Source organism: Crystallibacter permensis (assembly GCF_025960875.1).
Taxonomy (GTDB): Bacteria; Actinomycetota; Actinomycetes; order Actinomycetales; family Micrococcaceae; genus Crystallibacter; species Crystallibacter permensis.
Map to the genome: position 1 here is coordinate 104,449 of NZ_JAODLR010000006.1, position 21,672 is coordinate 126,120.

The 21,672-nt window shown below is 64.3% G+C and carries 19 protein-coding genes and 1 other RNA gene; 6 read left to right on the top strand and 14 right to left on the bottom strand.

Annotation, left to right across the window (positions count from 1 at the left end):
* Positions 1 to 716: 716 nt before the first annotated feature.
* From adhP to B0G38_RS09290, 3 genes are all read left to right on the top strand, one after another.
* The gene (gene adhP, locus B0G38_RS09280) at positions 717 to 1,727 is read left to right on the top strand and encodes an alcohol dehydrogenase AdhP (protein ID WP_264669303.1); all 1,011 of its coding nucleotides are present in this window, start codon (positions 717 to 719) and stop codon (positions 1,725 to 1,727) included.
* A 302-nt stretch (positions 1,728 to 2,029) separates the two neighbouring features.
* A complete protein-coding gene (gene acs / locus B0G38_RS09285; RefSeq protein WP_264669176.1) occupies positions 2,030 to 4,054 on the top strand; it encodes an acetate--CoA ligase in 2,025 nt (674 codons plus the stop codon).
* 113 nt (positions 4,055 to 4,167) lie between these two features.
* Positions 4,168 to 4,404 (top strand): hypothetical protein, encoded by a 237-nt coding sequence (locus B0G38_RS09290; protein ID WP_264669177.1) that lies wholly within the window; start codon positions 4,168 to 4,170, stop codon positions 4,402 to 4,404.
* A gap of 774 nt (positions 4,405 to 5,178) precedes the next feature.
* Here B0G38_RS09290 and B0G38_RS09295 read toward each other — a convergent pair.
* From B0G38_RS09295 to exaC, 4 genes are all read right to left on the bottom strand, one after another.
* Positions 5,179 to 5,406, bottom strand: coding sequence for a hypothetical protein (locus tag B0G38_RS09295; RefSeq protein WP_264669178.1), 228 nt, complete (start codon positions 5,404 to 5,406; stop codon positions 5,179 to 5,181).
* 350 nt (positions 5,407 to 5,756) lie between these two features.
* Positions 5,757 to 5,933 (bottom strand): hypothetical protein, encoded by a 177-nt coding sequence (locus B0G38_RS09300; protein WP_264669179.1) that lies wholly within the window; start codon positions 5,931 to 5,933, stop codon positions 5,757 to 5,759.
* A gap of 194 nt (positions 5,934 to 6,127) precedes the next feature.
* A complete protein-coding gene (locus tag B0G38_RS09305) occupies positions 6,128 to 6,715 on the bottom strand; it encodes an adenylate kinase (protein ID WP_264669304.1) in 588 nt (195 codons plus the stop codon).
* A gap of 65 nt (positions 6,716 to 6,780) precedes the next feature.
* A complete protein-coding gene (gene exaC / locus B0G38_RS09310) occupies positions 6,781 to 8,304 on the bottom strand; it encodes an acetaldehyde dehydrogenase ExaC (protein ID WP_264669180.1) in 1,524 nt (507 codons plus the stop codon).
* Between the two features lie 659 nt (positions 8,305 to 8,963).
* Here exaC and B0G38_RS09315 point away from each other — a divergent pair.
* From B0G38_RS09315 to B0G38_RS09325, 3 genes are all read left to right on the top strand, one after another.
* Entirely contained in the window at positions 8,964 to 10,277 is a 1,314-nt protein-coding gene (locus tag B0G38_RS09315; protein ID WP_264669305.1) for a GAF domain-containing protein, read from the top strand.
* A 90-nt stretch (positions 10,278 to 10,367) separates the two neighbouring features.
* Positions 10,368 to 10,493, top strand: a complete 126-nt coding sequence (locus tag B0G38_RS09320) for a hypothetical protein (RefSeq protein ID WP_264669181.1) — start codon at positions 10,368 to 10,370, stop codon at positions 10,491 to 10,493.
* Between the two features lie 419 nt (positions 10,494 to 10,912).
* Positions 10,913 to 12,229 (top strand): ATP-binding protein, encoded by a 1,317-nt coding sequence (locus B0G38_RS09325; protein WP_264669182.1) that lies wholly within the window; start codon positions 10,913 to 10,915, stop codon positions 12,227 to 12,229.
* Between the two features lie 213 nt (positions 12,230 to 12,442).
* Here the strand turns inward: B0G38_RS09325 and B0G38_RS09330 are convergent, their stop codons facing one another.
* The 10 genes from B0G38_RS09330 to smpB all read right to left on the bottom strand — a co-directional run bounded on the left by B0G38_RS09330 (position 12,443) and on the right by smpB (position 21,666).
* The gene (locus B0G38_RS09330) at positions 12,443 to 12,565 is read right to left on the bottom strand and encodes a hypothetical protein (protein WP_264669183.1); all 123 of its coding nucleotides are present in this window, start codon (positions 12,563 to 12,565) and stop codon (positions 12,443 to 12,445) included.
* A gap of 248 nt (positions 12,566 to 12,813) precedes the next feature.
* Complete coding sequence (locus B0G38_RS09335) at positions 12,814 to 13,260, bottom strand: hypothetical protein (RefSeq protein ID WP_264669184.1); 447 nt, start codon at positions 13,258 to 13,260, stop codon at positions 12,814 to 12,816.
* Positions 13,261 to 13,262: 2 nt separating this feature from the next.
* A complete protein-coding gene (locus B0G38_RS09340; protein ID WP_264669185.1) occupies positions 13,263 to 13,577 on the bottom strand; it encodes a hypothetical protein in 315 nt (104 codons plus the stop codon).
* Positions 13,578 to 13,584: 7 nt separating this feature from the next.
* Entirely contained in the window at positions 13,585 to 14,202 is a 618-nt protein-coding gene (locus tag B0G38_RS09345; RefSeq protein ID WP_264669186.1) for a hypothetical protein, read from the bottom strand.
* A 429-nt stretch (positions 14,203 to 14,631) separates the two neighbouring features.
* The gene (locus B0G38_RS09350; protein ID WP_264669187.1) at positions 14,632 to 15,063 is read right to left on the bottom strand and encodes a hypothetical protein; all 432 of its coding nucleotides are present in this window, start codon (positions 15,061 to 15,063) and stop codon (positions 14,632 to 14,634) included.
* Positions 15,060 to 17,108: a hypothetical protein gene (locus tag B0G38_RS09355; protein ID WP_264669188.1), complete on the bottom strand. Its 2,049-nt coding sequence runs from the start codon at positions 17,106 to 17,108 to the stop codon at positions 15,060 to 15,062. The genes B0G38_RS09350 and B0G38_RS09355 overlap by 4 nt, the downstream gene beginning before the upstream one ends.
* Positions 17,095 to 18,807: a hypothetical protein gene (locus B0G38_RS09360; RefSeq protein ID WP_264669189.1), complete on the bottom strand. Its 1,713-nt coding sequence runs from the start codon at positions 18,805 to 18,807 to the stop codon at positions 17,095 to 17,097. The genes B0G38_RS09355 and B0G38_RS09360 overlap by 14 nt, the downstream gene beginning before the upstream one ends.
* Complete coding sequence (locus B0G38_RS09365) at positions 18,804 to 20,291, bottom strand: tyrosine-type recombinase/integrase (protein WP_264669190.1); 1,488 nt, start codon at positions 20,289 to 20,291, stop codon at positions 18,804 to 18,806. Before B0G38_RS09365 ends, B0G38_RS09360 begins: the two co-directional genes overlap by 4 nt.
* Positions 20,292 to 20,402: 111 nt before the next feature.
* Positions 20,403 to 20,772: a transfer-messenger RNA gene (gene ssrA / locus B0G38_RS09370) on the bottom strand.
* A 417-nt stretch (positions 20,773 to 21,189) separates the two neighbouring features.
* Positions 21,190 to 21,666: an SsrA-binding protein SmpB gene (gene smpB, locus B0G38_RS09375; protein WP_169994215.1), complete on the bottom strand. Its 477-nt coding sequence runs from the start codon at positions 21,664 to 21,666 to the stop codon at positions 21,190 to 21,192.
* Positions 21,667 to 21,672: the final 6 nt, after the last annotated feature.

The following is a 21,672-nucleotide window of genomic DNA, read 5'->3' on the forward strand; positions in this document are numbered from 1 at the left end:
GCTGTCGTAAACGTTGTCCGGTCAGGGCGGAAGCCCAGCTGCTGAGGCCAGATAAAGCGCAATGCCCGTCTGCAGCAGGAGTCGGCAGGCTTCTCGGCACGCCAGCACGGGCCGCACCGGACGAGTGCCGGCCCGGCTTCGATTTCAGAGCTGGACGCGCCGGAGGGGCTGGTTCGGTGACAAGGGAGCGTTGGAGTTTGGCTGCACTGCGACCCTTAAGGAAAGGGCTTCGATCGCGCGCCTGCGCACTCACCGTATCGACTGACACCAATAGTCCGGTGAATCCACACGGTGGCCTGGATGGCCGCCGAAGGGACTTTACCCCGTGAGATGACTCACAAGGCTGCAACCTAGACGCAACCTTCCCGTCCCTAGGCTAAGGACAACGGCCATCGCCCGCTCACAACAAGAGTGAACGATGCTCGTGCTTCGCACCGCAGACCACGACGGTCGGAGTGAGGTTCCACAATAGCGACACGGGCTAGAACGCTGACAGGTTATCCCTGGCTTGACGTTCCGTCCACCTCAATCGCCTACCCGGCCGATGAGGTGCCTCGGCAGCGGCTGTCCTCCGGCATCGGGCGTGAAACCCACCCATGATGCTGTGACCGACGGCTACTCAGCATCCAGCCCGGTTTCTTGCGTGCCGTTCCAATTCATGCCCGGCGCTCTCCGCTGCCGGCACTAACGACGAAGGAATATCGACAATGACGACGATGCAAGCAGCAGTAGTAACCGAATTCGGCAAGGATCTTCAGATCCAGGCCCTCCCCGTTCCCGTCCCCGGCCACGGGCAGGCCCTCGTCAAGGTACTCACCACAGGTGTTTGCCACACCGACCTGCACGCCGCCGAAGGGGACTGGCCGGTCAAGCCGACACCGCCGTTCATCCCCGGCCATGAGGGCGTCGGCGAGGTCGTTGCCCTCGGCGAGGGCGTCACAGACCTGGCCGTCGGTGACCTCGTGGGCAATGCGTGGCTCTGGTCCGCCTGCGGCGCCTGCCAGTACTGCCGCACCGGCTGGGAGACGCTGTGTGAAGCGCAGCAGAACGCCGGCTACAGTGTCGACGGTTCCTTCGGCGAATACATGCTGGTGGACAGCCGGTTCGCGGCCAGGATCCCGGCCGGCTCGGACCCCGTCGAAGTGGCCCCGGTGCTCTGCGCCGGAGTGACCGTCTACAAGGGACTGAAGATGACCGAGACCCGGCCCGGCCAATGGGTCACCATCTCGGGGATCGGCGGACTCGGGCACATCGCCGTCCAGTACGCGGTGGCCATGGGCCTCCGCGTCGCCGCGGTAGACATCGCCGACGACAAGCTCGCCCTGGCTAAAAAACACGGAGCCGAGCTGACGGTCAATGCCCTGCACGAAGATCCCGCCGAAGTCATCCAGCGCGAAACCGGAGGTTGCCATGGAGTCCTGGTCACTGCTGTACACCCGTCAGCATTCGGGCAGGCGATCGGAATGGCCCGCCGCGGCGGCACCATCGTGTTCAACGGCCTGCCGCCGGGCGACTTCCCGGCACCCATCTTCGAGATTGTGCTCAAGGGCCTGACAGTCCGCGGTTCCATCGTGGGAACCCGGCAGGATCTCGAGGAAGCCCTGGACTTCTACGCCCAGGGCAAGATCCACCCGACAATCTCGACCCGGGAGCTGTCCGAAGTGAATGCTGTCCTCGACGAGATGAAGCACGCCAAGATCGACGGCCGCGTCGTTATCAAGTACTGATCAGTCCCGCTGCCAGCGGCGGCGGAGTATCCCGGACAGCTTCGGTACCCCGCCGCCACAGGGCGCTGATGCCCAGCGAAGAAACCCAATAGTTCAAAGAACACCCAGGAGTCAGCCCGTGGGCGAGGTGCCGCAGACGGCGCCTCGCCGGCGGGAACTCTGGACGCCTTGCGGCTGCGAAGCCGTGCAATACGGCACCGGAACCGCCGACCAGACCCGCCAAGAGGCAGGAAGAACCAACCCGGGCCTATGACCGCGACGGCCGTCACCACAGAGCATCTTTAGAGGAAGAACAGTCATCCATGTCCAACCCACCCACCGCGGCACCCTTCGGGCCGCTCCAGCACGGCGACGCCCTTGAGAACCTCTCTTACGAGGACAGCAAATTCGCGCCCTCCGCTGAGTTCGCGAGGAACGCCGTCGTTGGCGCGGAAGTCTACGCGGAGGCCGATGCCGACCGCCCCGCCTTCTGGGCCAGGCAGGCGCGGGAGCTGCTTACCTGGTCCAGGGACTTCACGCAGACGCTGGACTGGTCCGACCCGCCCTTCGCGAAGTGGTTTGTCGGCGGGGAGATCAACGCCGCATATAATGCGCTGGACCGGCACGTGGAGAACGGGCTCGGGGACCGGACCGCGATCTTCTTCGAGGGCGAACCGGGCGACACCCGCACCTACACCTACGCCCAGCTCACCGAGGAGGTCAAGAAGGCCGCCAACGCGTTCGAGTCCCTCGGCCTCGCCAAGGGCGACCGGGTCGCGGTGTACCTGCCTATGATTCCCGAGGCGGTCATCACCCTGTTGGCCTGCGCCCGGATCGGGGCGGTGCACTCGGTGGTGTTCGGCGGCTTCTCCGCGGACGCGCTGCGCTCCCGGATCGAGGACGCCGAAGCCAGGCTCGTCGTCACCGCCGACGGCACCTGGCGCCGCGGCAAGCCCAGCGCACTGAAGCCCGCCGTGGATGAAGCACTGTCCGGAGGCGGGCACACGGTGGAAAATGTCGTGGTGGTCCGGCGCAACGGCCAGGAGGTGGACTGGCATCAGGGGCGGGACCACTGGTGGGCGGACACCGTCGGGGCCGCCTCCAACCAGCACACCGCCGTGGGGCACGACGCGGAGCACCCGCTGTTTATCCTCTACACCTCCGGCACCACGGGCAGGCCCAAGGGCATCCTGCACACCACCGGCGGGTACCTCACCCAGACCGCATTCACCCACCAGGCCGTCTTCGATCTGCACCCGGACACGGACGTGTACTGGTGCACGGCCGACATCGGCTGGGTCACCGGGCACTCCTACGTCGCCTACGCCCCGCTCATCAACGCCGCCACCCAGGTTATGTACGAGGGCACCCCCGACTCCCCGCACCAGGGCCGCTGGTGGGAAATCATCGAAAAGTACAAGGTCTCCATCTTTTACACCGCCCCCACCGCGATCCGGACCTTCATGAAGTGGGGCAGGGACATTCCGGACAGGTACGACCTCTCCTCCCTCCGGGTCCTGGGCTCGGTAGGCGAATCCATCAACCCCGAAGCCTGGATGTGGTACCGGGACGTCATCGGCGACAATGTCGGCAAGAACGGCGAGAAGAAGGACAACCCCGCGCCCATCGTGGACACCTGGTGGCAGACCGAAACCGGCGCGCAGATGATCGCCCCGCTGCCCGGGGTGACCGCCACCAAGCCCGGCTCGGCCCAGGTCCCGCTGCCCGGAATCGCCGTGGACGTCGTGGACGAGGCCGGCGAGTCCGTGCCCGACGGCCACGGCGGGTTCCTCGTGATCCGCGAACCCTGGCCGGCGATGCTGCGCGGCATCTGGGGCGACCCGGAACGCTTCAAGGACACCTACTGGTCCCGGTTCCAGACCATGTACTTCGCCGGGGACGGCGCCAAGAAAGACGAGGACGGCGACATCTGGCTCCTCGGCCGGGTCGATGACGTCATGAACATCTCCGGACACCGCCTCTCCACCACCGAAATCGAATCCGCCCTGGTCTCCCACCCCGCCGTCGCCGAAGCCGCCGTCGTCGGGGCCGCGGACGAGACCACCGGCCAGGCCGTCGTCGCCTTCGTGATCCTCCGCTGCGACGCCACCGACACCGGAGACGCGATCGTGCAGGAACTCCGCACCCACGTCGGCAAGGAAATCGGTCCGATCGCCAAACCCAAAACCATCCTCGTGGTCCCCGAACTTCCCAAGACCCGCTCCGGCAAAATCATGCGCCGCCTGCTCAAGGACGTCGCGGAAGGCCGCGAGGCCGGCGACGCCACCACCTTGGCCGACAACACCATCATGCAAACCATCACCGACTCCCTCAAGATACGCAAGTGAAGCATCTGCCCAATCCAGGACGACCTACACAGGAGGTAGTAGTGATCAAAAGACACGCTTCAGGTCCAGGAATGGTCTGCACGGGAGAGTGTGTTTGTCTGGCCGGAGCGGTCGTGGACGTCTATCTCCACGATGACTTTCACCGGCGGGGCACTGTCGAGGACGTCATGCCCGACTCTTCCGGCCTGTGGATCACCGGCCAGGGTCCTTGTTCCCGCGAGTTCGTCGACAAGGCGAGCGGATATACCGTGCGGACCGAACACTCGACACTGCTGAATCCTGCCGCTACGGCAGCGCCCGGAATGAAAGATCAGGAGATGTCCCAGACTGCCTTCGCCGCTTCAGCATGAGGCCAGCTTGCAGGAACACCGGCAGGTTCTGTTCGCTTTTCGAGCGGGTGGGCGCCCCCGGCAGCCGTTCGTGGAAGCTGCGCGCCGACCTCGACCTTCTGTGGGTGTCGTCAAGCGTCCGGCGGTCAGGTGCGAGCGTGTTCGGACAATCCCTCGCTTTGGCCCGTCGCCCGATGTAAGTCTGCCGCTACGCGCGCCGTTCGTGTGTTTGCCCGTAGGGGACATCGCCGCTGACGGCGACGGTATAGCTGGTGTAGCCGTGTTGGGTGACCAGGGTGCCGTGTGCCGTGGCGGCGTTCCGTCATGGCGTGTTCGCGGGCGGTTTCCACGGCAGTGTTCAGGTCGTTTTCGACGGTGTTCGGGTCGTGGGCGCTTGATCATCGTGGCCTCCTTCTCGATGGGATGTGCCTGGCCTCTCGGCGGGCACAGGCTTTTAGAGGACGGGCAGGCCCGGAGGGGCGGAAAGCGGTGGTTTGAGGGGGTGCAGGCATGCAGGACGAAGTCCGAAAAAGTCGGCTGTTTGGTGACGCGCGGCTGCCGCGGCACCCATGGATCAGGCCGGAATTGGACGGCAACGGTAACGCCGGCCGTGACCGGCCTGGATTTCCTGCGCCGCCCGGTACGGTACGCGGCGTTGCCGGTGCCGTTGTCGGACCAGGCCGGGGCGCCGAGTGCCTACAGGAGCCATTGGGCCTAGACAGGCCTCCTAATAGGAACTAATAGCAACGTCCAGGCCAGAATGGCTGGGAGCACGAAGATATTGTCCCCGGACCGTCAGGCGGAGTGGCGTCGGAAATCGAACTGTTCCGTATAGCCAAAGGGGACCGAATCGCTGAGGCTGACGACGAAGTGTCCGTCTCCGAGCCGTGTCACAAGGATGCCATGCGCCCGTTGCCGGAGCGCGCACTCAATCATCCGGTTGACCGCAGTGGTGATGCACTGGTCCATGGACGCTCTGTTACGGACCTTGATTTCGATGGGTTTGACAGCTGGCATGTTCATCGAGCTCGTGCGGAGCCTGGTAGGGCCGTATACCCTTGCGCCTCTTCATATAAGGCTCGAGGTTCGGTGCCGCAGGCTTCAATCCTGAGAACGCCTGCAGAAACGGCTACCTCCTTCACATACCCGGTCCGGATAGTTCGCCCATTTTTGTGAACCTGAACCTGCCGGCCGGTCAAGTTCTTCCGTTCTCCGCAGTGTCCCATGACGTTGCCTTTCGTATCGCAATTCACTGTCTTGCTTATGTCTGGAGCTCAGAGCCCCGGAATCCTCAACCACCGGTCGACTTCAACTATCTAACTGTTGCCAGCGGGCATGGTGTGATCAAGCTACGCCAAATTGGGAGACACGCCCTAGCTGACGGCGTCATGCTGATCGCTGAACCCTGCTACCGGGACCACGACCACGAGGCCGAAGATTTCCTCCTGGAAGATGCGCATCCTGTTGTGGCCTTCAACAATGATCTGGTGGACGCAGAAGCCGCCGGCGAAGACCGGGGCGCCCCAGCCTGGAAGGACGGCCGTGGACACTGATTCTTCTCGATTCGATTACCCTTAGGATCCTTGTTTTGAAGAACCGGGGCTGTTCAGGAAGTCTGTGGCCGGTGCACGCTGGGGCGACGGAAGCACGCGCCACGGGGGTAGTCGAGCCTGCCGGATTCCGCTGGTGGTTTCCGACAGGCTCGATCACCGTTGCAGGATCACCGGTGCAAGCGGCGGAAGTACTATCGTCCGTTTCCGGCAGAGACCTTGAGGAGATCTTCGAGGATGCTCATCACTCTGTCCGTGACCTCGCCGATCCCGCCGATCCCGTCAACACTGGCCAGGATTCCGCGGGCTGCGTAGCTGGCCACCACGGCTTCGGTCTGCTCGTGGTAGAGATCCAGGCGGTGGCGGATGACAGCTTCGTTGTCATCGCTGCGCCCGGTCTCCTGGGCACGACCCAGAAGGCGGGCCACGAGTTCCTCGTTGTCGGCCGTGAGCTGCAGGACGACGTCGAGCTCGTTATACTTGCCGGCGATGATGTAGTCCAGGTAATCGACCTGGGCGGTAGTGCGCGGGTATCCGTCGAGGAGGAAACCGTCCTGAACGTCGGCTTCGCTGAGGCGGTCCCGGACCATTTTGTTGGTCACGCTGTCCGGAACGAAGTCCCCGGCGTCCAGGTACTTCTTGGCTTCGATTCCTAGCGGGGTCTGGCCTTTGACGTTGGCACGGAAGATGTCGCCGGTGGAGATCGCGGCCACGCCGAGGCGCTCCGAGATCCGTTCCGCCTGCGTTCCCTTGCCCGAACCTGGAGGTCCGATAATCAACATTCTCGTCATTCAAAAGCCCTTCGTGGTGCCTGTTTGTTGAACGCTTGCGGTGGTCCCGACCGGGCTTAGAAGAAGCCGAGTTTGTTTTCGGAGTGGCTGACAAGGAGGTTCTTGGTCTGCTGGTAGTGGTCCAGCATCATGGAGTGGTTTTCACGTCCGATGCCGGAGGACTTGTAGCCCCCGAACGCCGCCCCGGCCGGGTAGGCGTGGTAGTTGTTGACCCAGACCCGGCCGGCCTGGATCTCCCGTCCCGCGCGGTAGGCCACGTTGCCGTTGCGGGACCAAACGCCCGCGCCGAGACCGTAGAGCGTATCGTTGGCGATGCCCATGGCGTCGTTGTAGTCGCTGAACTTTGCCACGGAGACCACCGGGCCGAAGATCTCCTCCTGGAAGATCCGCATCCTGTTGTGGCCCTCGAAGACGGTGGGCTGGACGTAGTAGCCGCCGGCGAGATCGCCTTCCAGCTGGGCCCGGGCGCCGCCGGTGAGCAGCTTGGCGCCTTCCTGCACTCCGATGTCGATGTAAGAGAGGATCTTTTCGAGCTGGTCGTTAGAGGCCTGGGCGCCGATCTGGGTGTCAGTGTCCAGCGGGTTGCCCTGGATCATCTTCTCCACCCGGGCCACGGCGTCGGCCATGAAGGAGTCGTAGATGTTCTCCTGGACCAGGGCCCGGGACGGGCAGGTGCAGACTTCGCCCTGGTTGAAGGCGAAGAGGGCGAAGCCCTCCAGCGCCTTGTCGTAGAACGCGTCGTTGGACTCCGCGACGTCGGAGAAGAAGATGTTCGGGCTCTTGCCGCCGAGTTCCAGCGTGACCGGAATCAAGTTCTGGCTGGCGTACTGGCTGATCAGCCGGCCGGTGCTGGTTTCGCCGGTGAAGGCGATCTTGCGGATCCGCGGGCTGGACGCCAGCGGCTTGCCGGCCTCGACGCCGAAGCCGTTGACCACGTTGAGGACGCCGGCGGGCAGCAGGTCGCCGATGAGTTCCATCAGAACCAAGATCGACGCCGGCGTCTGCTCAGCCGGCTTAAGGACGACGGCGTTGCCCGCCGCCAGGGCGGGGGCGAGCTTCCAGACGGCCATCAGGATCGGGAAGTTCCAGGGGATGATCTGGCCCACGACGCCGAGCGGCTCGTGGTAGTGGTAGGCGGTGGTGTCCTCGTCGAGCTGGGACAGCCGGCCCTCCTGAGCCCGGACCGCGGAGGCGAAGTACCGGAAGTGGTCCGCGGCGAGCGGGATGTCCGCGTTGAGCGTCTCGCGGATGGGCTTGCCGTTGTCCCAGGACTCGGCCACGGCCAGCAGTTCGAGGTTCGCGTCGATCCTGTCGGCGATCCTGTTCAGGACCGCGGCCCGTTCGGCGACGGAGGTCCTGCCCCACGACGGCGCGACCTTGTGGGCGGCATCCAGCGCCAGCTCGATGTCCTCAGCGGTGCTGCGGGCCACCTCACAGAAGGCCTTGCCAGTCACGGGGGTGATGTTCTGGAAGTACCGGCCCTTGACCGGGGCGACCCACTCGCCGCCGATCCAGTTCTCGTAGCGGTCCTTGAACGTGACCTTCGAACCCTCAGTACCGGGCTGGGCATAAACAGTCATAGTAACTCCTCTGGATAACAGACGTCTTCTTCTGGCCCCATGCTAGAACTTCAAAGGTTGCGACCAGGCTGCAACGGGGATCCGCCAGTTGCTGACCAGCCCCCGATGGGACGCTTCTGGTCCCGATGCATCTGCACAGAGAAAGCACCGGACCAGAACATCCTGAATCAAGGGGAACGGCTCGATCCCGATTCCCGTCATCAGGAAGTGGCTGATTGAAAACCCTGGTACGGCATCCTTCCATGCACCATCACGGCGGCCATCAGCTGGTGTGCGCCAGATTCAGGAGTCCTCCGGTGGCGTGTGATGAGGCCGTAGATTGAAGGGGCATTCGCGGCCGGGGAGCTAATGGACCGCGGAAGAACTGTTTGCGCTGGCGTCCGGAGCCAGCGCCTACCGGACCAAACCATTGTGGCTCAGACGGCTGCTGGATTTAGTCAGTCACCTCTAACCGACGATGGAAACCGTCGGGATGGCGGGGGTACGCAAATATTCCGCTAACCTGAACGATGCAACCTGCAAGAGGCCGGTATGCTTGTGATTGGGGCCACACCTGCCCCTTTCCTCCTGTCGACTATGGAGCCACCGTGCCTAATTCCCGGCCGCTGTTGCCCAGCCTGTCTCCCAGCGTCGCGGCGACGACAATTGTTCCCGTTACCCTGCCTTTCCCGGCGTCGAAGCAGCTTGGTGTCAGTTCCGGGCAACGGGCCCTTCGCAGCATCATTGAGGAGTCCTGGCAGCGTTCGTTGCGTCTGCAGGCCGACCCCGATATGCCCCCGTCTGCGCTGACGCTCGACGGCGAGGCACTTAAGGAGTACCGCCGGGGCCACCCCTTAGCGTCCATCATGCCGGTGATCCATAAACTGCTGATTCAGCCCGGTTCCGAACAAGGGCTGCTCGTCGCTGTCGGGGATGAACTGGGCCGGCTCCTGTGGGTCGATGGCGATACTGCCCTGCGCCGGCGTGCCGAGCGCATGCTGTTCGTTGAGGGTGCGGACTGGTCCGAGGCCAGCGTCGGCACGAGCGCACCCGGGACCGCCCTGGCGCTGGGCCGCAGCGTCCAGGTCGCCGGTGCCGAGCATTTCAACCGGGCTGTTCACCCGTGGAGCTGCACGGCGGTGCCCTTCCATGATCCGGACACAGGGGCCGTGATCGGAGTCCTGGACATTACCGGCACGGAGATGGCGGTCGCCCCGCATACCCTGACCCTCGTTGAGGCCACCGTGGCGGCCGCGCAGGCGCAACTGCGGGTGGAGCGGCTTCAGTTGGCCGCCACGCAGCGGGACCGGCCCGCGGATCGGCGCATGCCGGCTGCGGCTGCCGGACACAAAACCATCCACCGGACCAGCAGCCCGGTCCAGAGTCTGTATCGCAACAGCCTGCGGTTGCTCGGCCGGGACCACGCTCTGCTTAGCATTGAAGGCAGGACGGTATCGCTGTCTCCAAGGCACAGTGAGTTGCTTGCCCTGCTGAGCATCCATCCGGATGGCCTCAGCGCTGAGGAACTGTGCAGCCTACTCTTCGGGGAAGTTCCGGCCATGACGCTTCGGGCGGAGATGGTCCGGTTGAGGAAAGTCCTTCAGCAGTTCAATCCTGCCGCCGTGCCGGAATCCCGCCCCTACAGGCTCACCGTGGACGTCCGGTCGGACGCTGGCCAGGTTCTCAGCTGCCTCCAGCGCGGGGCACACCGGCTCGCCCTGGAAATTTATCGCGGTCCGGTGTTGCCGCACTCCGAGGCTCCAGGTGTGGTAAAGCTCCGGAGGCGCGTCTCCACACTCCTTCGGGAGGCCCTATTAACGGACGGCAGCGCGGAAGCCCTGCTTCAGTACGCGGAACTTCCTGAAGCGAGCGATGACGTGGCTGTTCGGATGGCGGCGCTGAAACGACTGCCGCCCCGCTCACCCAAGAGGGCTGCGGTGGTTGCTGATCTGGAGCGTCTGGAATCCGAACTCGGAACACACCAACGTCCGTGAGATGACCCGCAAGGCTGCAACCTCGGTGCAACCCTCCCGTCCCTAGGCTAAGGACAACGGCCATCGCCCCGCTCACACCAAGAGTGAACGATGCCCGTCGCCGACGCCCGCGACATCTTCGAGGAGGTCACCCTTGACCCTAGGCTCCCGGCCTTCCTGACAGTTCCCGCCTACGACCGGTTCCTGTACCAGGGCTGGAAGGGATCCGGTCGCTGAGCCCGTGCTTATGGAAACCTGATCCTCGGTAGTCGAGCCTCTCGAGATTTCTGTCGCCGGGTTGCTACGCCCTCCGCGGGACGGGCGGCCGACGACGGCTTGAGCCGTAATCCCGTCATAAACCGGCCCTTCCCGCTTTCGGGTCAAGCGCAAAACGCGAAGGATGACGACGGTAATCGGGGACAGAGGGAACTCAAGCAGATAACCTCCGATCCATCGTCAGGCCCCACGAGCGAGTCAAGAGCGCTTTGTCAGGCTCTTTGTGAATTCCACCCGCTCGACTTTAGGCACATCGGGCCTGACGCTTTACTACTATTCCGCCAACACTTACGGTGGCGGCGTCCTGCTTCAGAAAGTACCCCCTGGTAGATCTCGGTGTCCGACGGCACGACGCCAGCGAGCGAGAAAAGAGACATTTCATGACCACCTGGCGGATCAGGGATTTTCATTCGGCCGACCTTGACGGGATCCTGCACCTCTGGGAATCCCTCAAGGCCACCAACATCGAGCCGGTCTACGCCCTTTCCGAGGTGCTCGCCTCCTGCGAGAAGGACCACGCCGTCGTCGCGGTGCAGGGCGAGACGGTGGTGGGAGCCGCCATCGGACGCGCCGCGCATGACCAGGGCTGGATCGTCTTTCTGGCTACGCTTCCGGAGTTCCGGGGCCGCGGGATCGGCACCTCGCTGCTGGCCGCGGTCGAAAACCGGATGGCCCCGCACGGGCTCGACAAGCTCTCCGCGCTGATGCCCGAGGCCGAAACCCGGGTGGAAGCCTTCCTGGGCCGCGGCTTCGTGCTCAAAAAGAACCTGCGCTACTTCGAGCGCAGGATCCCCGTCCAGCGCCAGGAGCTCGGCGCGCTGGGCCAGCTCGGCGGCCGCATCCTGGCCCGGGACCTCTGGGAAAACGTCGCCGGCATGCGCAAGGAGAAGGAACTGCTGGAACGGCGCCTGGTCCTGCCGCTGGCCGAGGCCGACCTCGCCGACGAATACGGCGTGGTGCCCCCACGCGCCGTCGTCCTCTTCGGCCCTCCCGGCACCGGAAAGACGACCTTCGCGAAGGCGATCGCCTCCCGGCTGGAGTGGCCGTTCGTGGAGGTTTTCCCGTCCCGGCTGGCCTCGGACCCGAAGGGGCTGGCCGGCGCGCTGCGCGAGACCTTCCTGGAGATCGCCGAGCTGGAGCACGCCGTCGTGTTCATCGACGAGGTGGAGGAAATCGCCTCCCAGCGGTCGGGCGAACCGCCGTCGCCGCTGCAGGGCGTCACCAACGAACTGCTCAAGATCATCCCGGCCTTCCGCGAACAGCCCGGCCGGCTGCTCGTCTGCGCCACCAACTTCATCCGCGCCCTGGACACCGCGTTCCTGCGCCACGGCCGGTTCGACTACGTCATCCCCATCGGACTGCCCGACCGCCAGGCCCGCGAGGCCATGTGGCAGCGCTTCATCCCCGCCGCGGTCGTGGACGAGGTGGACGTGGAGCTGCTGGTGGACCGAACCAAGGGCTTCTCCCCGGCGGACATCGAGTACGCGGCCCGGAGCGCCTCCCAGCGGGCGCTGGAAAAGGCGGTGTACGACGACGGCGGGCTGGCTTCCGGCGGCGACCTCGCCGTCCGCGCCGCGGTCCGGAAGGGCCCGGCCACCCAAGATTACCTCGACGCGATCGGGGACACCCGGACCACGGTCAGCGACGAGGTCCACGAGCAGTTCCTTGAGGACATCGACGCGCTGGGCCGGGTATAAGGCTGATCTTGCAGGGGCTTCGCTAATTGTTACGTGGCAGATGAATTCCCCTCTGCGGCCATGTTAACGGGCTGGCTTGTCAATTTGTCGAGTATCCGACGCGAGGCCTCGGCACGCCCGGTAACGATCGTCATCGTACGCAATCCAACAATGGCTTATCGCTACTTTAACGCGCAGTGGTCCCGCCCCCATCTCGGCGGGGTCCCGCGCTGGCTAGGCTAGGTCCAGCGAGTCGAAGTCCTCGTCGACCCGGATCGGGTTGTGGAGGTTCAGCACCGTGGAGCCGGCGCTCCGTTTGATGGTATTTGTCAGTACGGCGATCGTGGCAATCCTCACGGCGGGGACAAGACGTCAAACTCCTCGTGTTGCTAATTAATCGCCATGGCTGGCTAACAGCGCCCAAACCCGGCAGATACAGGCCACCTCGGCGCTCGGCAAAACCTTAGCGTTGGATATTTCACTTTTCACGAGCCATCCCATCCAGGCAATGGCACGATGCCGGTCTCCAGCCGCTGCGACTGGCTTTGCGGTCATAAACACTCAGGATCCTCTCTTGTTCGACACGCGATTCCTGAGGAGGTCGATCAAGGCCTGCCCGGACGCTCCTTCGCAAGTTCGATGACCCATTGCGGGGTCTCGCGGCCCAGTCGCTTATCGAGTTCGCAGCGCAATCGTGCTGCCTCGATCTTGACCCTCTTCTCCGCAGCCGCTTGCTGGACAGGAGTCCGTCGGCGTTGACGCCGAGTTGTCTCTTCACGTCGGTCCGGGTCGGCAGAACTGGTCCCGGCAGCCGGGTCGAAGTCACTACGACTTGGCTTTGGAAGCTCGGCGTCTGACAGGGCCGCGATGAGGTCATAGTCCTCAACCATGTAGCCATCGCCGACATTCAGACGGCGCTGCAGATTAGTGACGTATTGAAAGAAGCGCTGATCCGATCCGGTGCGTTTCCAATCAGCGGCGATCAGCCCGAGGAGCAGGTCGATGCGGTCTCTTGGCCGTTCCGGTAGACCAGCGAATAGATCCTCCGTCATGCCTACTTCCTTCCTGTTTCAAGCCAGAGACGGATGTCCTTCTCACACTCGTCTGCTGCAGGGACCGGCGACCGCCACGCGCCTTTCCACTTGCTTTTGACAGGCCAGTGTGGCCGGTACATACGCCAGCTCTCACCATGGACCTTCAGCGCGACGAGAAAATCCTCCGGCATCGCGCCGCAGAGGATCTCGTACTCAGCGGCCAAAGCGTCAACAATTCCATTCAGCCTTCGGGTCCGAACCGACAGGCCAGGAACCTCCGGCACGTCAGCAATCCACCAGACGCCGGACTTATGCACCCGCGCGGTCAGTTCCATCGGAGCTTCACGTCTCCTCGATTCTCGTAATTGCGGTTACGGGCGTAGTAGCCCGGAAAGTTGGAATACCGTCTTCCCGCACGTCGACGAGTAGTGCACCAGGCCGGCCGAGCTGGAGTCGATATATCGATAGCAGCCTCAAAGCTTCCCCGTCTCTCCTCAGGCCATCGGCGGGAATCCGACTGAAATCTCCGTACGGGACTTCATGGCCTGGCAAACGGGTCATAGTCCGATTGCCATGCGTAAGGTCGAAGACGTAGAGCGTCCCAGAGGCGGTGCACACCCGCCAGCGGCCCTCCTCGCGGTCAGTCAGCCGGTCCGTCAGTTCAACCATGGTCAGCAGGGCTTGACGATGCGCCGCATCACCCATCCCGTCCAGGTCCTCGACGGTGTCCACGCGGATACTGGCACCCGGCAGGATCCGCTCCAGCGCGGACCGCAACAGCTGGCGCGCTCTTTCCCCGACCGTCCTTGCCGAGCGTGACTGCACGAGCAGATGCACTTCGACGGGCTCCTCGGCAAGCCCAGTAGACGAGCCGGGAACGACCCAAACCCTGTCGATGCCCACCACCCGTGCCTCGCGGAGAACAGCTCCCAGGTGCTCCCCGCTCCCCTCCAGCATCATTCAGTTCCTTTGCATAGCCGAGTACCGCTTAGTGCCGTCGTTCCTATCCAAGAGATATTCCCCAGGTGCCGCGTGGCACTTTTCCCGGCTTCGGTCCAACGCGCATCTTTATTGAGATGAGCGTTCTCCGGCGCACACTCTAGGAACTGCTGAAGGTCGCGGGCACTAGCGGATCCGGCGAGGTCGACGAAGACATGAGTAAGGACGGTCAAGATTAACCCGCCCTCGACACTAGTGCCGGTGCCCTCTGAAATTCAATGCCTCTACCGGCAGAACAAGCGCCGGTTACCAGTCTCAGGTCGAGAGTACAGATCACGCCACGGGCCCTCGGAGTCTGTTGACTCTACTTCGTTGCAGGGCTTTCCTCTCGCGCCGGCAGGGAGGGCCACGAAGACCCGTCAGGGGGCAACTACGAAACAACGGTGGGAGTCAATAGCGGTGCCGTTTCTGGCGGCGCATGGGAACCGCGCCGTCCGATTCGGTGCTCGGGTTGTCCGCCAGGTAGTGCGCGAAGAGCGTCATGGCGTAGCGGTCGAGCTGTCGGTTGAGTTCGCCGACCTGCTGCTTGAGTTCGGCGATCCGCTGTTTGTCTTGATGCTTTTCCTCCGCAGCGGGGCTTCGCCGACCGGTTCCGAGCGGGGCGATGAGTTGGTTGAATTTCTCGTTGAGCCGGTATGGGTTGTCCGGCTCGTGAGCGTCCTGCCGGAATGCCCGGGCCACGGCGTCATGGCCGAGTCCGCTGAGGATTTCGATCTGCCGTTTCGTCCGCGGCGCGTTTCTATCGGTGGAGAGCACCTCGATTGCACCGGATACACGGGTCATCACGTCATCGGAGACGCGCTTGCGCTTCGCGGGCATCATTCCTCCTTCAGGGTGGACGGGTCGTAGCCGAGATCACGCAGGGTGCGGATGAGGTTGGCGCGGTCGCGCCGCATTCGTTGCGCCATGGCCTCGTCTTTTCTTTCGCGGTCAAGGTATGCATCGATACGGTTGATGCCATTGTGAAGAACGGGTGTGTGCGCCTGAGTCAACAGCGCATTGGCGCAGTCGAGACCGACGCAAATGTGGTCGCCCAGGTGGGGGCCGTCGCTTCCGCAGCCGCTGGTCGAGGCGTTCCACATGCAGTCGTTTGTCAGGCCGAAATGGAGGCGGCCGGCGACGGTTTCGGCGATATGGTCGGCCCGGGTTGGGTCGGAGACGACTTGTGCGCGGAAGGCCGTGATATGCCGGGCTGCGGGCCCCACGACGGGAGCCCCGTCCAGGATCAGGGCTGCGGCCTGCTTACGCAGGATGCCCTTGCGTGTTGCGTCGAGGTGCCTGACTGCCTGCTGCTGTCCGTCGCTGAAGTAGCCGCTGGTCATGCGCCAGGCGGAGTGGCCCAGTTGTATACCGAGACCAAGTTCGGCTCCTGGCTTGGTCGTGGCATAGACGGCGAAGGAGCGGCGCAATGTGTCGGCGTTGATGCTATCGGCGCCCATTGTGTTAATCGGTCGGAGGCCGAGGCCCGAGCCCCGTCCGGGGCGCGTCTGCGGATCGTCGTTGACAAAGGCGATGAGGCGAGGGATGTCGCGGTCCCCACTGTAGGAGCCGGCATTGGTGGCGTTGCGCGCGAACAGATAGTCGGGATGAGGGCTAACCTCAGCCAGGACCTGGCAGGCTCGGATCACCGGCTCTGGGGCCCACCACGTACGCGCTTCTCCTTCCAGATCGTCGTTGCCCTTATGCTGAATGGCCGCCAGTGCCGGCAGGCCGTCCCGCATCGTGACCGAGTCTCGCCTCAGCTCCTGAATCTCGCCGTCGCGCATGCCCGTCAGGCAGGCGATGATGATGTAGCAGGCAGCCCGCAGAACGCTGGCGAAGTGCTCGGCCTCTCCTTGCCCAATTTCTTCAATCCAGGGCGTTTGCGTACCGTCCTCATGGGCAACATGAATCGCAGGGGTGACGAGTCCGCCGGAGATGCCTCGGGCGGGGTCGCGGGCGGCTACGACAAGGATGTCGGCTGCTGCCTGTCGATAGTTGTGGTTGGCGCGGTTGAAGATCGAGTCGTTGATGCGCAATTGCCGGCAGAGCAATCTCGTATTGACGTCTCCGCACTGCCCTGGGCTGCGTCCAAACCCGGTATGCAGCGGCAGTTGGCCTCCGTTGGCATCCCAGGCGGCAATGATCTGCATGGCATTGCTTCCCCCGGGTCCGGCGGGCTCTGCCGGCAGGTCCCGCCGGGTTCTTGCCGCGGCGATGATGTCGGCTGACCACTGGTCCAAGACGGTCCATGATGCGGCGAGCAAGGGTGCCCATAGGCCCCATTCAAGCGGGGCAGTATCGTTATCGACGCCGCGCTTCTCCTGCCCGGAAATGTCTACGGCGTAGCGCATCCCCCATGGCCGGAAGGACAGGCCCGCGGGCAGCACGGCGTAGCAGTCGCGCACGAGCCTGAGCAGCTCGATGTAACCGCGGATTGTCCCCGGGGAAAGCCCAAAACCGTTCTGGCGGTGTCGCCCCGCCTGAAGGTCGGCCAGAAGGGCGTCGCAGTCCGGCTGCATCCAGGCCCCGAATGACTGAAGGGACCGGGCAGTGCCCCAGCGCGCGAGGATGCGCAGTTTGACGTAGGCGTCATAGACAGCGGAGGTGGGGGCGGGGCCGTCGCGGCGGACGACCCCGGCCTCGACAACGGCCGGGTGGTCGGGTTGGGCGAGGACCATCAGCAAGTCTGCGGCGTCAGTGCGGTAGCTAGACGGGATTTTCCTGAAGTCGATTCTGCGTTCGGCTTGAGACTTGCGCTTTTTCAGAGGACCGAAGTCCCAGACGGTTTGGCCATAACGTGGTCCGTCTGGCTCCAGTGCCCAAACCGGCTCGCCCGGGATGAAGATGCCGGGGCTTGTGGCAGGTACGGGTTCAGGCTTCGTCATCGGTGCCCCGCATGTCGTTGCGTGTGCCGAGGTCGAGCGGCACCGACGCCATCCGGCGGCGGGCTGCCTCCACGTCCTCGGGCGGGAACGCGGGCAGGATCATCTGGGTGATCATCTCGTAGATCGGCTTCCAGTGGTCGAGCCAGACCTGCGGATCGGCGGCGCGGGCCGGGTCGGCGACCTCGGCGATGGCCAGCGCCGCCGGCAGGTGGTGGCGGGTGATCAGGGCGTTGCCGCAGCCGAAGCAGGTTCCGGTCATCGACCTGGTGCAGATGTCGCCCAGTGCCTCGAACGGGCTGTCCCTGGAGTCGCGGCACGCGGCCTGGGGTCCGTCGAGGTCGCCGCGCAGCAGGGCTGCCGCGGTGGCGGCGTCGAGGCCGGGAGCTTCCTGACCCGCGGCAAGCAACTGCTCGGCCTCGGGTGTCACCACGGTGGGCCCGGCCAGCGAGGCCTCGAACATCTCGTTGGCGCTCTCAAGCAGCAGGCGTCCGGCTTCGGCGCGGAGGACCTCGCTGTTGGTGTAGTGCCGGAAGAACGTCTCGGCCCGGTGCCGCCGCTTGCTGTTGAGGTAACGGCGCGGGTTGGCCAGCGCCTCGCCTGCCACCACGGTCTTGCGGAACCGTCCCCAGACCTGTGGCTCGCTCACCACCAGACCCGATTCATCGACCCAGTGGCGGATCCGGAACAGGTCCGAGTTCCAGACCGGCTGTGTGATGCGCCCACTCGCCTGCTCCTGCTGCCAGAGAGCGGAGAGGTTACTGCGTGCCCGCAGCGGTGCCGTCAGCCGGATGAGTGCCGTGAGTGCCCGGTGGGCGGCGTGGTCGTGCCGGGTGTAGACGTCCTGATAGCTCTCCCGCGCCCGGTTCTTCGTCCAGGTGACGGCGTAGTGATCTATCAAGTTCCGTTCGGCCAGCCAGGCGAGCCGGGCTGCTGGCGTCATGCCATCGACGGCTTGGTCGTAGTCAGCCGGGGCGGTCGCGGTAACGTCGTCCACCTTGAGGGCGCGGATGACCTCCGGCGGTTCTCCGGTGGCCAGACTCAGCAGGATGTGGGCGGCGACCAGCACCGGTGGAGGTGGCGGTGGAGCGGGTCCCGGCTTCCCGTCTGCCCCGAGGCGGAGGTGGCCGTAGACGAGCCGGTGGGCCCGCGACCGCATGTGCCTGACTTCAGCGGGGGCGAAGGCGGGCAGGCCCTCGTTGCGGTGGTGGCGCAGCCGCGTGTCGCTCTCCAGGCGGCGTACAACTTCAGGGTGCAGTACCTCGGGAGTGTCATCCTGGATGCGGTCGAGCAGGGCAAACAGGTAAACGGCGTAGCGGTAGTGGGTGTCTGTTTTCGCTTCCCGGTGCGCGGCGAGGAGGTCCATCTCCCACGCGTCGAGGTGCCGGCGGCGCAGGTCCCCGAGCCCGAAGGGCTGCGCGCGGTCTGCTGCACGGGGCTGGCTGCCGACATGCGTGAGAAACCTGCGGACGGATGCCGTCAGCGTCTGCATCGACTGTCCGTTCTCGCGGGCAACCTCCAGCCACTTGTCGGCGAGCTGGGCGGCGAGCACGGGCAGTAGGAACTCCGAGGGGGTGATGGACGATGTATTTGTATGCCCGTAGTCGTGCCAGATGTAGGTGCGGGGGTCACTAACGGTGAGGTCGGCTGCAGGGGGCCGGCGGTTAGAGCTGGCAGGGGTGCTGTAAGAACCCCGTGTCATGACTCCTCCTCATCAGTGTCCTGTACCTCATCGCCGGGGTCCTCGGCGGTGTGTCCGACAAGTCCAGCGGCCAGGGAGCGCAGGGCGCGCGGCACCTCCCCCTGCCAGGTTTCGGCGGCGTAGAGGTAGTGGTAGGTGGTGGCTACGCTGGCGTGTCCGAGCAGCGCCTTGACGGTTAGCACGGGGTTGGCCAGCAGCAGGTAGGGATCGCCGGACCGTTCGCGTCCCTCCTTCATCAGCGCAGCCAGCATGGTCACCGCGAAGGTATGGCGGAAGGTGTGGGGCGTGACGTTGATGTGCTCAGGAGGCCGGTCGTGGCTGCCGAGTTCGAACACGCGGTCTCGTGCATCGGAGAAGAGGTGGTTCCAGTATTCCAATACCGGGGGCAGCCCTCGGGCCACGAACAGTCCGAGCGGTTCAATGCTGCCGTCGTCCAGGATCCGGACCACGCGGGCACGGTCCTCGTCGGTCAGGGCGAGGGTCGGACGGGCGTGCCCGTCGAAGACGACGGCGGGCTGTCCGCGCAGACGGGTGAGTCCGTCGACGATGAGCAGCCGCCCCTCGCGGCGGAATTTGCGCAGGACCGTCTGGTGGCGCCGGATGACGGCGGCCCGTTCGGTCTGCCGGTAGAGGTCGACGGCGCGGGCGACCTCGGCGGTCACGTAGATGGAGCGGGTGATGCCCATCTTGCCGGTGCGGTCGAAGACGTGCACGCCGTCGGCGGGCATCCCGGACAGCGGCGGTATCTCGTTGTCGAGCAGGAACGCTCCTTCCTCGCGGCGGAGGCCGGTTGCGGCGAGCAGCAGCCCGTAGACGTAATCCCGTTCCGGTGCGGCGGGGCGGGACTCCGCGTCGGATCCATCGCCGCGCAGTCCCGCAGCCAGGAAGTGCGCAGTCTGTGCAGCCGTCAGGAAACGCGCCTGCCGGTCTTTCCGTTTTCCCGATGTGAGCGTATTCCGGCCGGCCCAGAAGGGAAACGGGTTGGCCTTGATCCAGCCCATGGCCGTGGCATAGCGGAAGAAGGAGGACAGGCAGCCCAGTTCGGTGTCGAGGGTGGTGAACTCGACGGTACCTTGGCGGCTGTCCCGGTAACCCACGAGGTCCTTACGGGTCGTGTGGATCAGGTCGATCTTCGGCTCGCCATTGTCTGCCAGCCAGTCCTCGACCGGCTGGCCGGCCAGTTCGGCAAGTCTTTGTGCCCGCTGCCGGCGGAGATAACGCAGCAGCCGCGCCAGATGGTAGACGTGGAAGCGGCGCATGTTGGTCAGGTCGAAGGCGTTCTGTTCGTGGGCGTCGAGCAGGTACTGGTTGAGGTAGCGGCAGCCGGTGGCGCCGCCGTCGTCGTCCACGACGAACGGGAAGCCGTCCGGCAGCCCCCGCTCGTCGAAGACCGAACATGCCTGGGAAACGTCGAAGGCCTGCCCCTCGGGAAGGGACAGGCCTTCGATACCCAGCCGATGCCGGTCGATAACCACGGTCCTCACTGCTGCCTCCCCTCGATGGCCCCGATGACTAACCGGTGGCACCTCTCGTGTGGAAGACACTAACAGACCGCCTGCGATACAGGGAGTGAGAAGACACTTCCTGAATCTCATCCGTGGAGATGGGGGGAATTGAACCCCCGTCCGATGTTGCGTTGCCAGGACTTCTCCGGGCGCAGTTTGCTTCGGGATTTCTCGGCCCCAGCCATCCTGCAAACAAGTGGCTGACCCGGGCCCAGCCGTCTAAAAGTCCCGGACACTCCAACGGCGAAAGTGTCCAGCAGTGGCCCTCTAAATGACGCCAGAAACCGGGTCGAGAGCGTACCCGGGCTGACGGACTATGCCCGCTGCTTAGGCAGCGAGAGCGAAGTCGTGCTGTTTAGAATCAGCAGTTATTTTTTTGCAGAGAGCGTTAACGAGATAGCCCTGCATCCTCGGCCCGCTTCTCCTGGCGCGACTAACATCGTCGAAACCTGTCATCCCCATATTGAATTACCAAACCGGTTCACACCGGACTATCTATTCTAACCACAACATCGGCGAATGTATTCCCCGAGGTCCCTGGTGTTTTGTGGCCCTCCGGCCGCGGGCTGATTTGCGCTGTATTTAAGTTCGTCAGCGGCCGCCGCGACCGCTGACGGCCTCCTCGCTGAGCCCAGGAGCTTCTCATGCTTGCGTTCGGGATCGACGAAGAATTTCTGCTGATGGATCCTGCTACAGGACGGCCCCGTCTGGAGGGCCGCAGATCCCTGCCCGGCTGTCCCTGCGGAGGGACCTGGCAGGGGCCGCTACTCAGCTTGGTTCTTGGCGGCCGGCATCGGATCCATCTTCGATCCGGGCAACACGCCAGCGGTCGTCACACATAGCGAAGCTACCAGGGCACGCTCCTGATGAACGCCGATCAGGCAGAACGGCGGTTGCGCTCACGCATGACACGCAGCGCTTCGCGCTTGTCCTGCTGTTCGCGCAATGTCTGACGCTTGTCGTAGTCCTTCTTGCCTCGGGCGATCGCAATTTCGACCTTGGCCCGCCCATCATTGAAGTAAAGCTGAAGCGGCACAATTGTGAAGCCTGATTCGCGGATCTTGTGTGAGATCTTGTTCAGCTCTTCGCGGTGCAGCAGGAGTTTCCGCCGACGCCGGGCAGAGTGATTGGTCCAGCTGCCATTGAGATACTCCGGGATATAGACGGCTTCCAGATACAGCTCATCGTTATAGAAAACGCAAAATCCGTCTACGAGGGATGCTCTGCCCTCGCGCAGCGATTTGACCTCGGTTCCCATGAGCGCCATGCCGGCCTCAAAGGTATCCATAATGTGATAGTCATGCCGGGCCTTGCGATTGGTGGCCACTACCTTCCGGCCACTTTCCCTGGGCACGGGGCG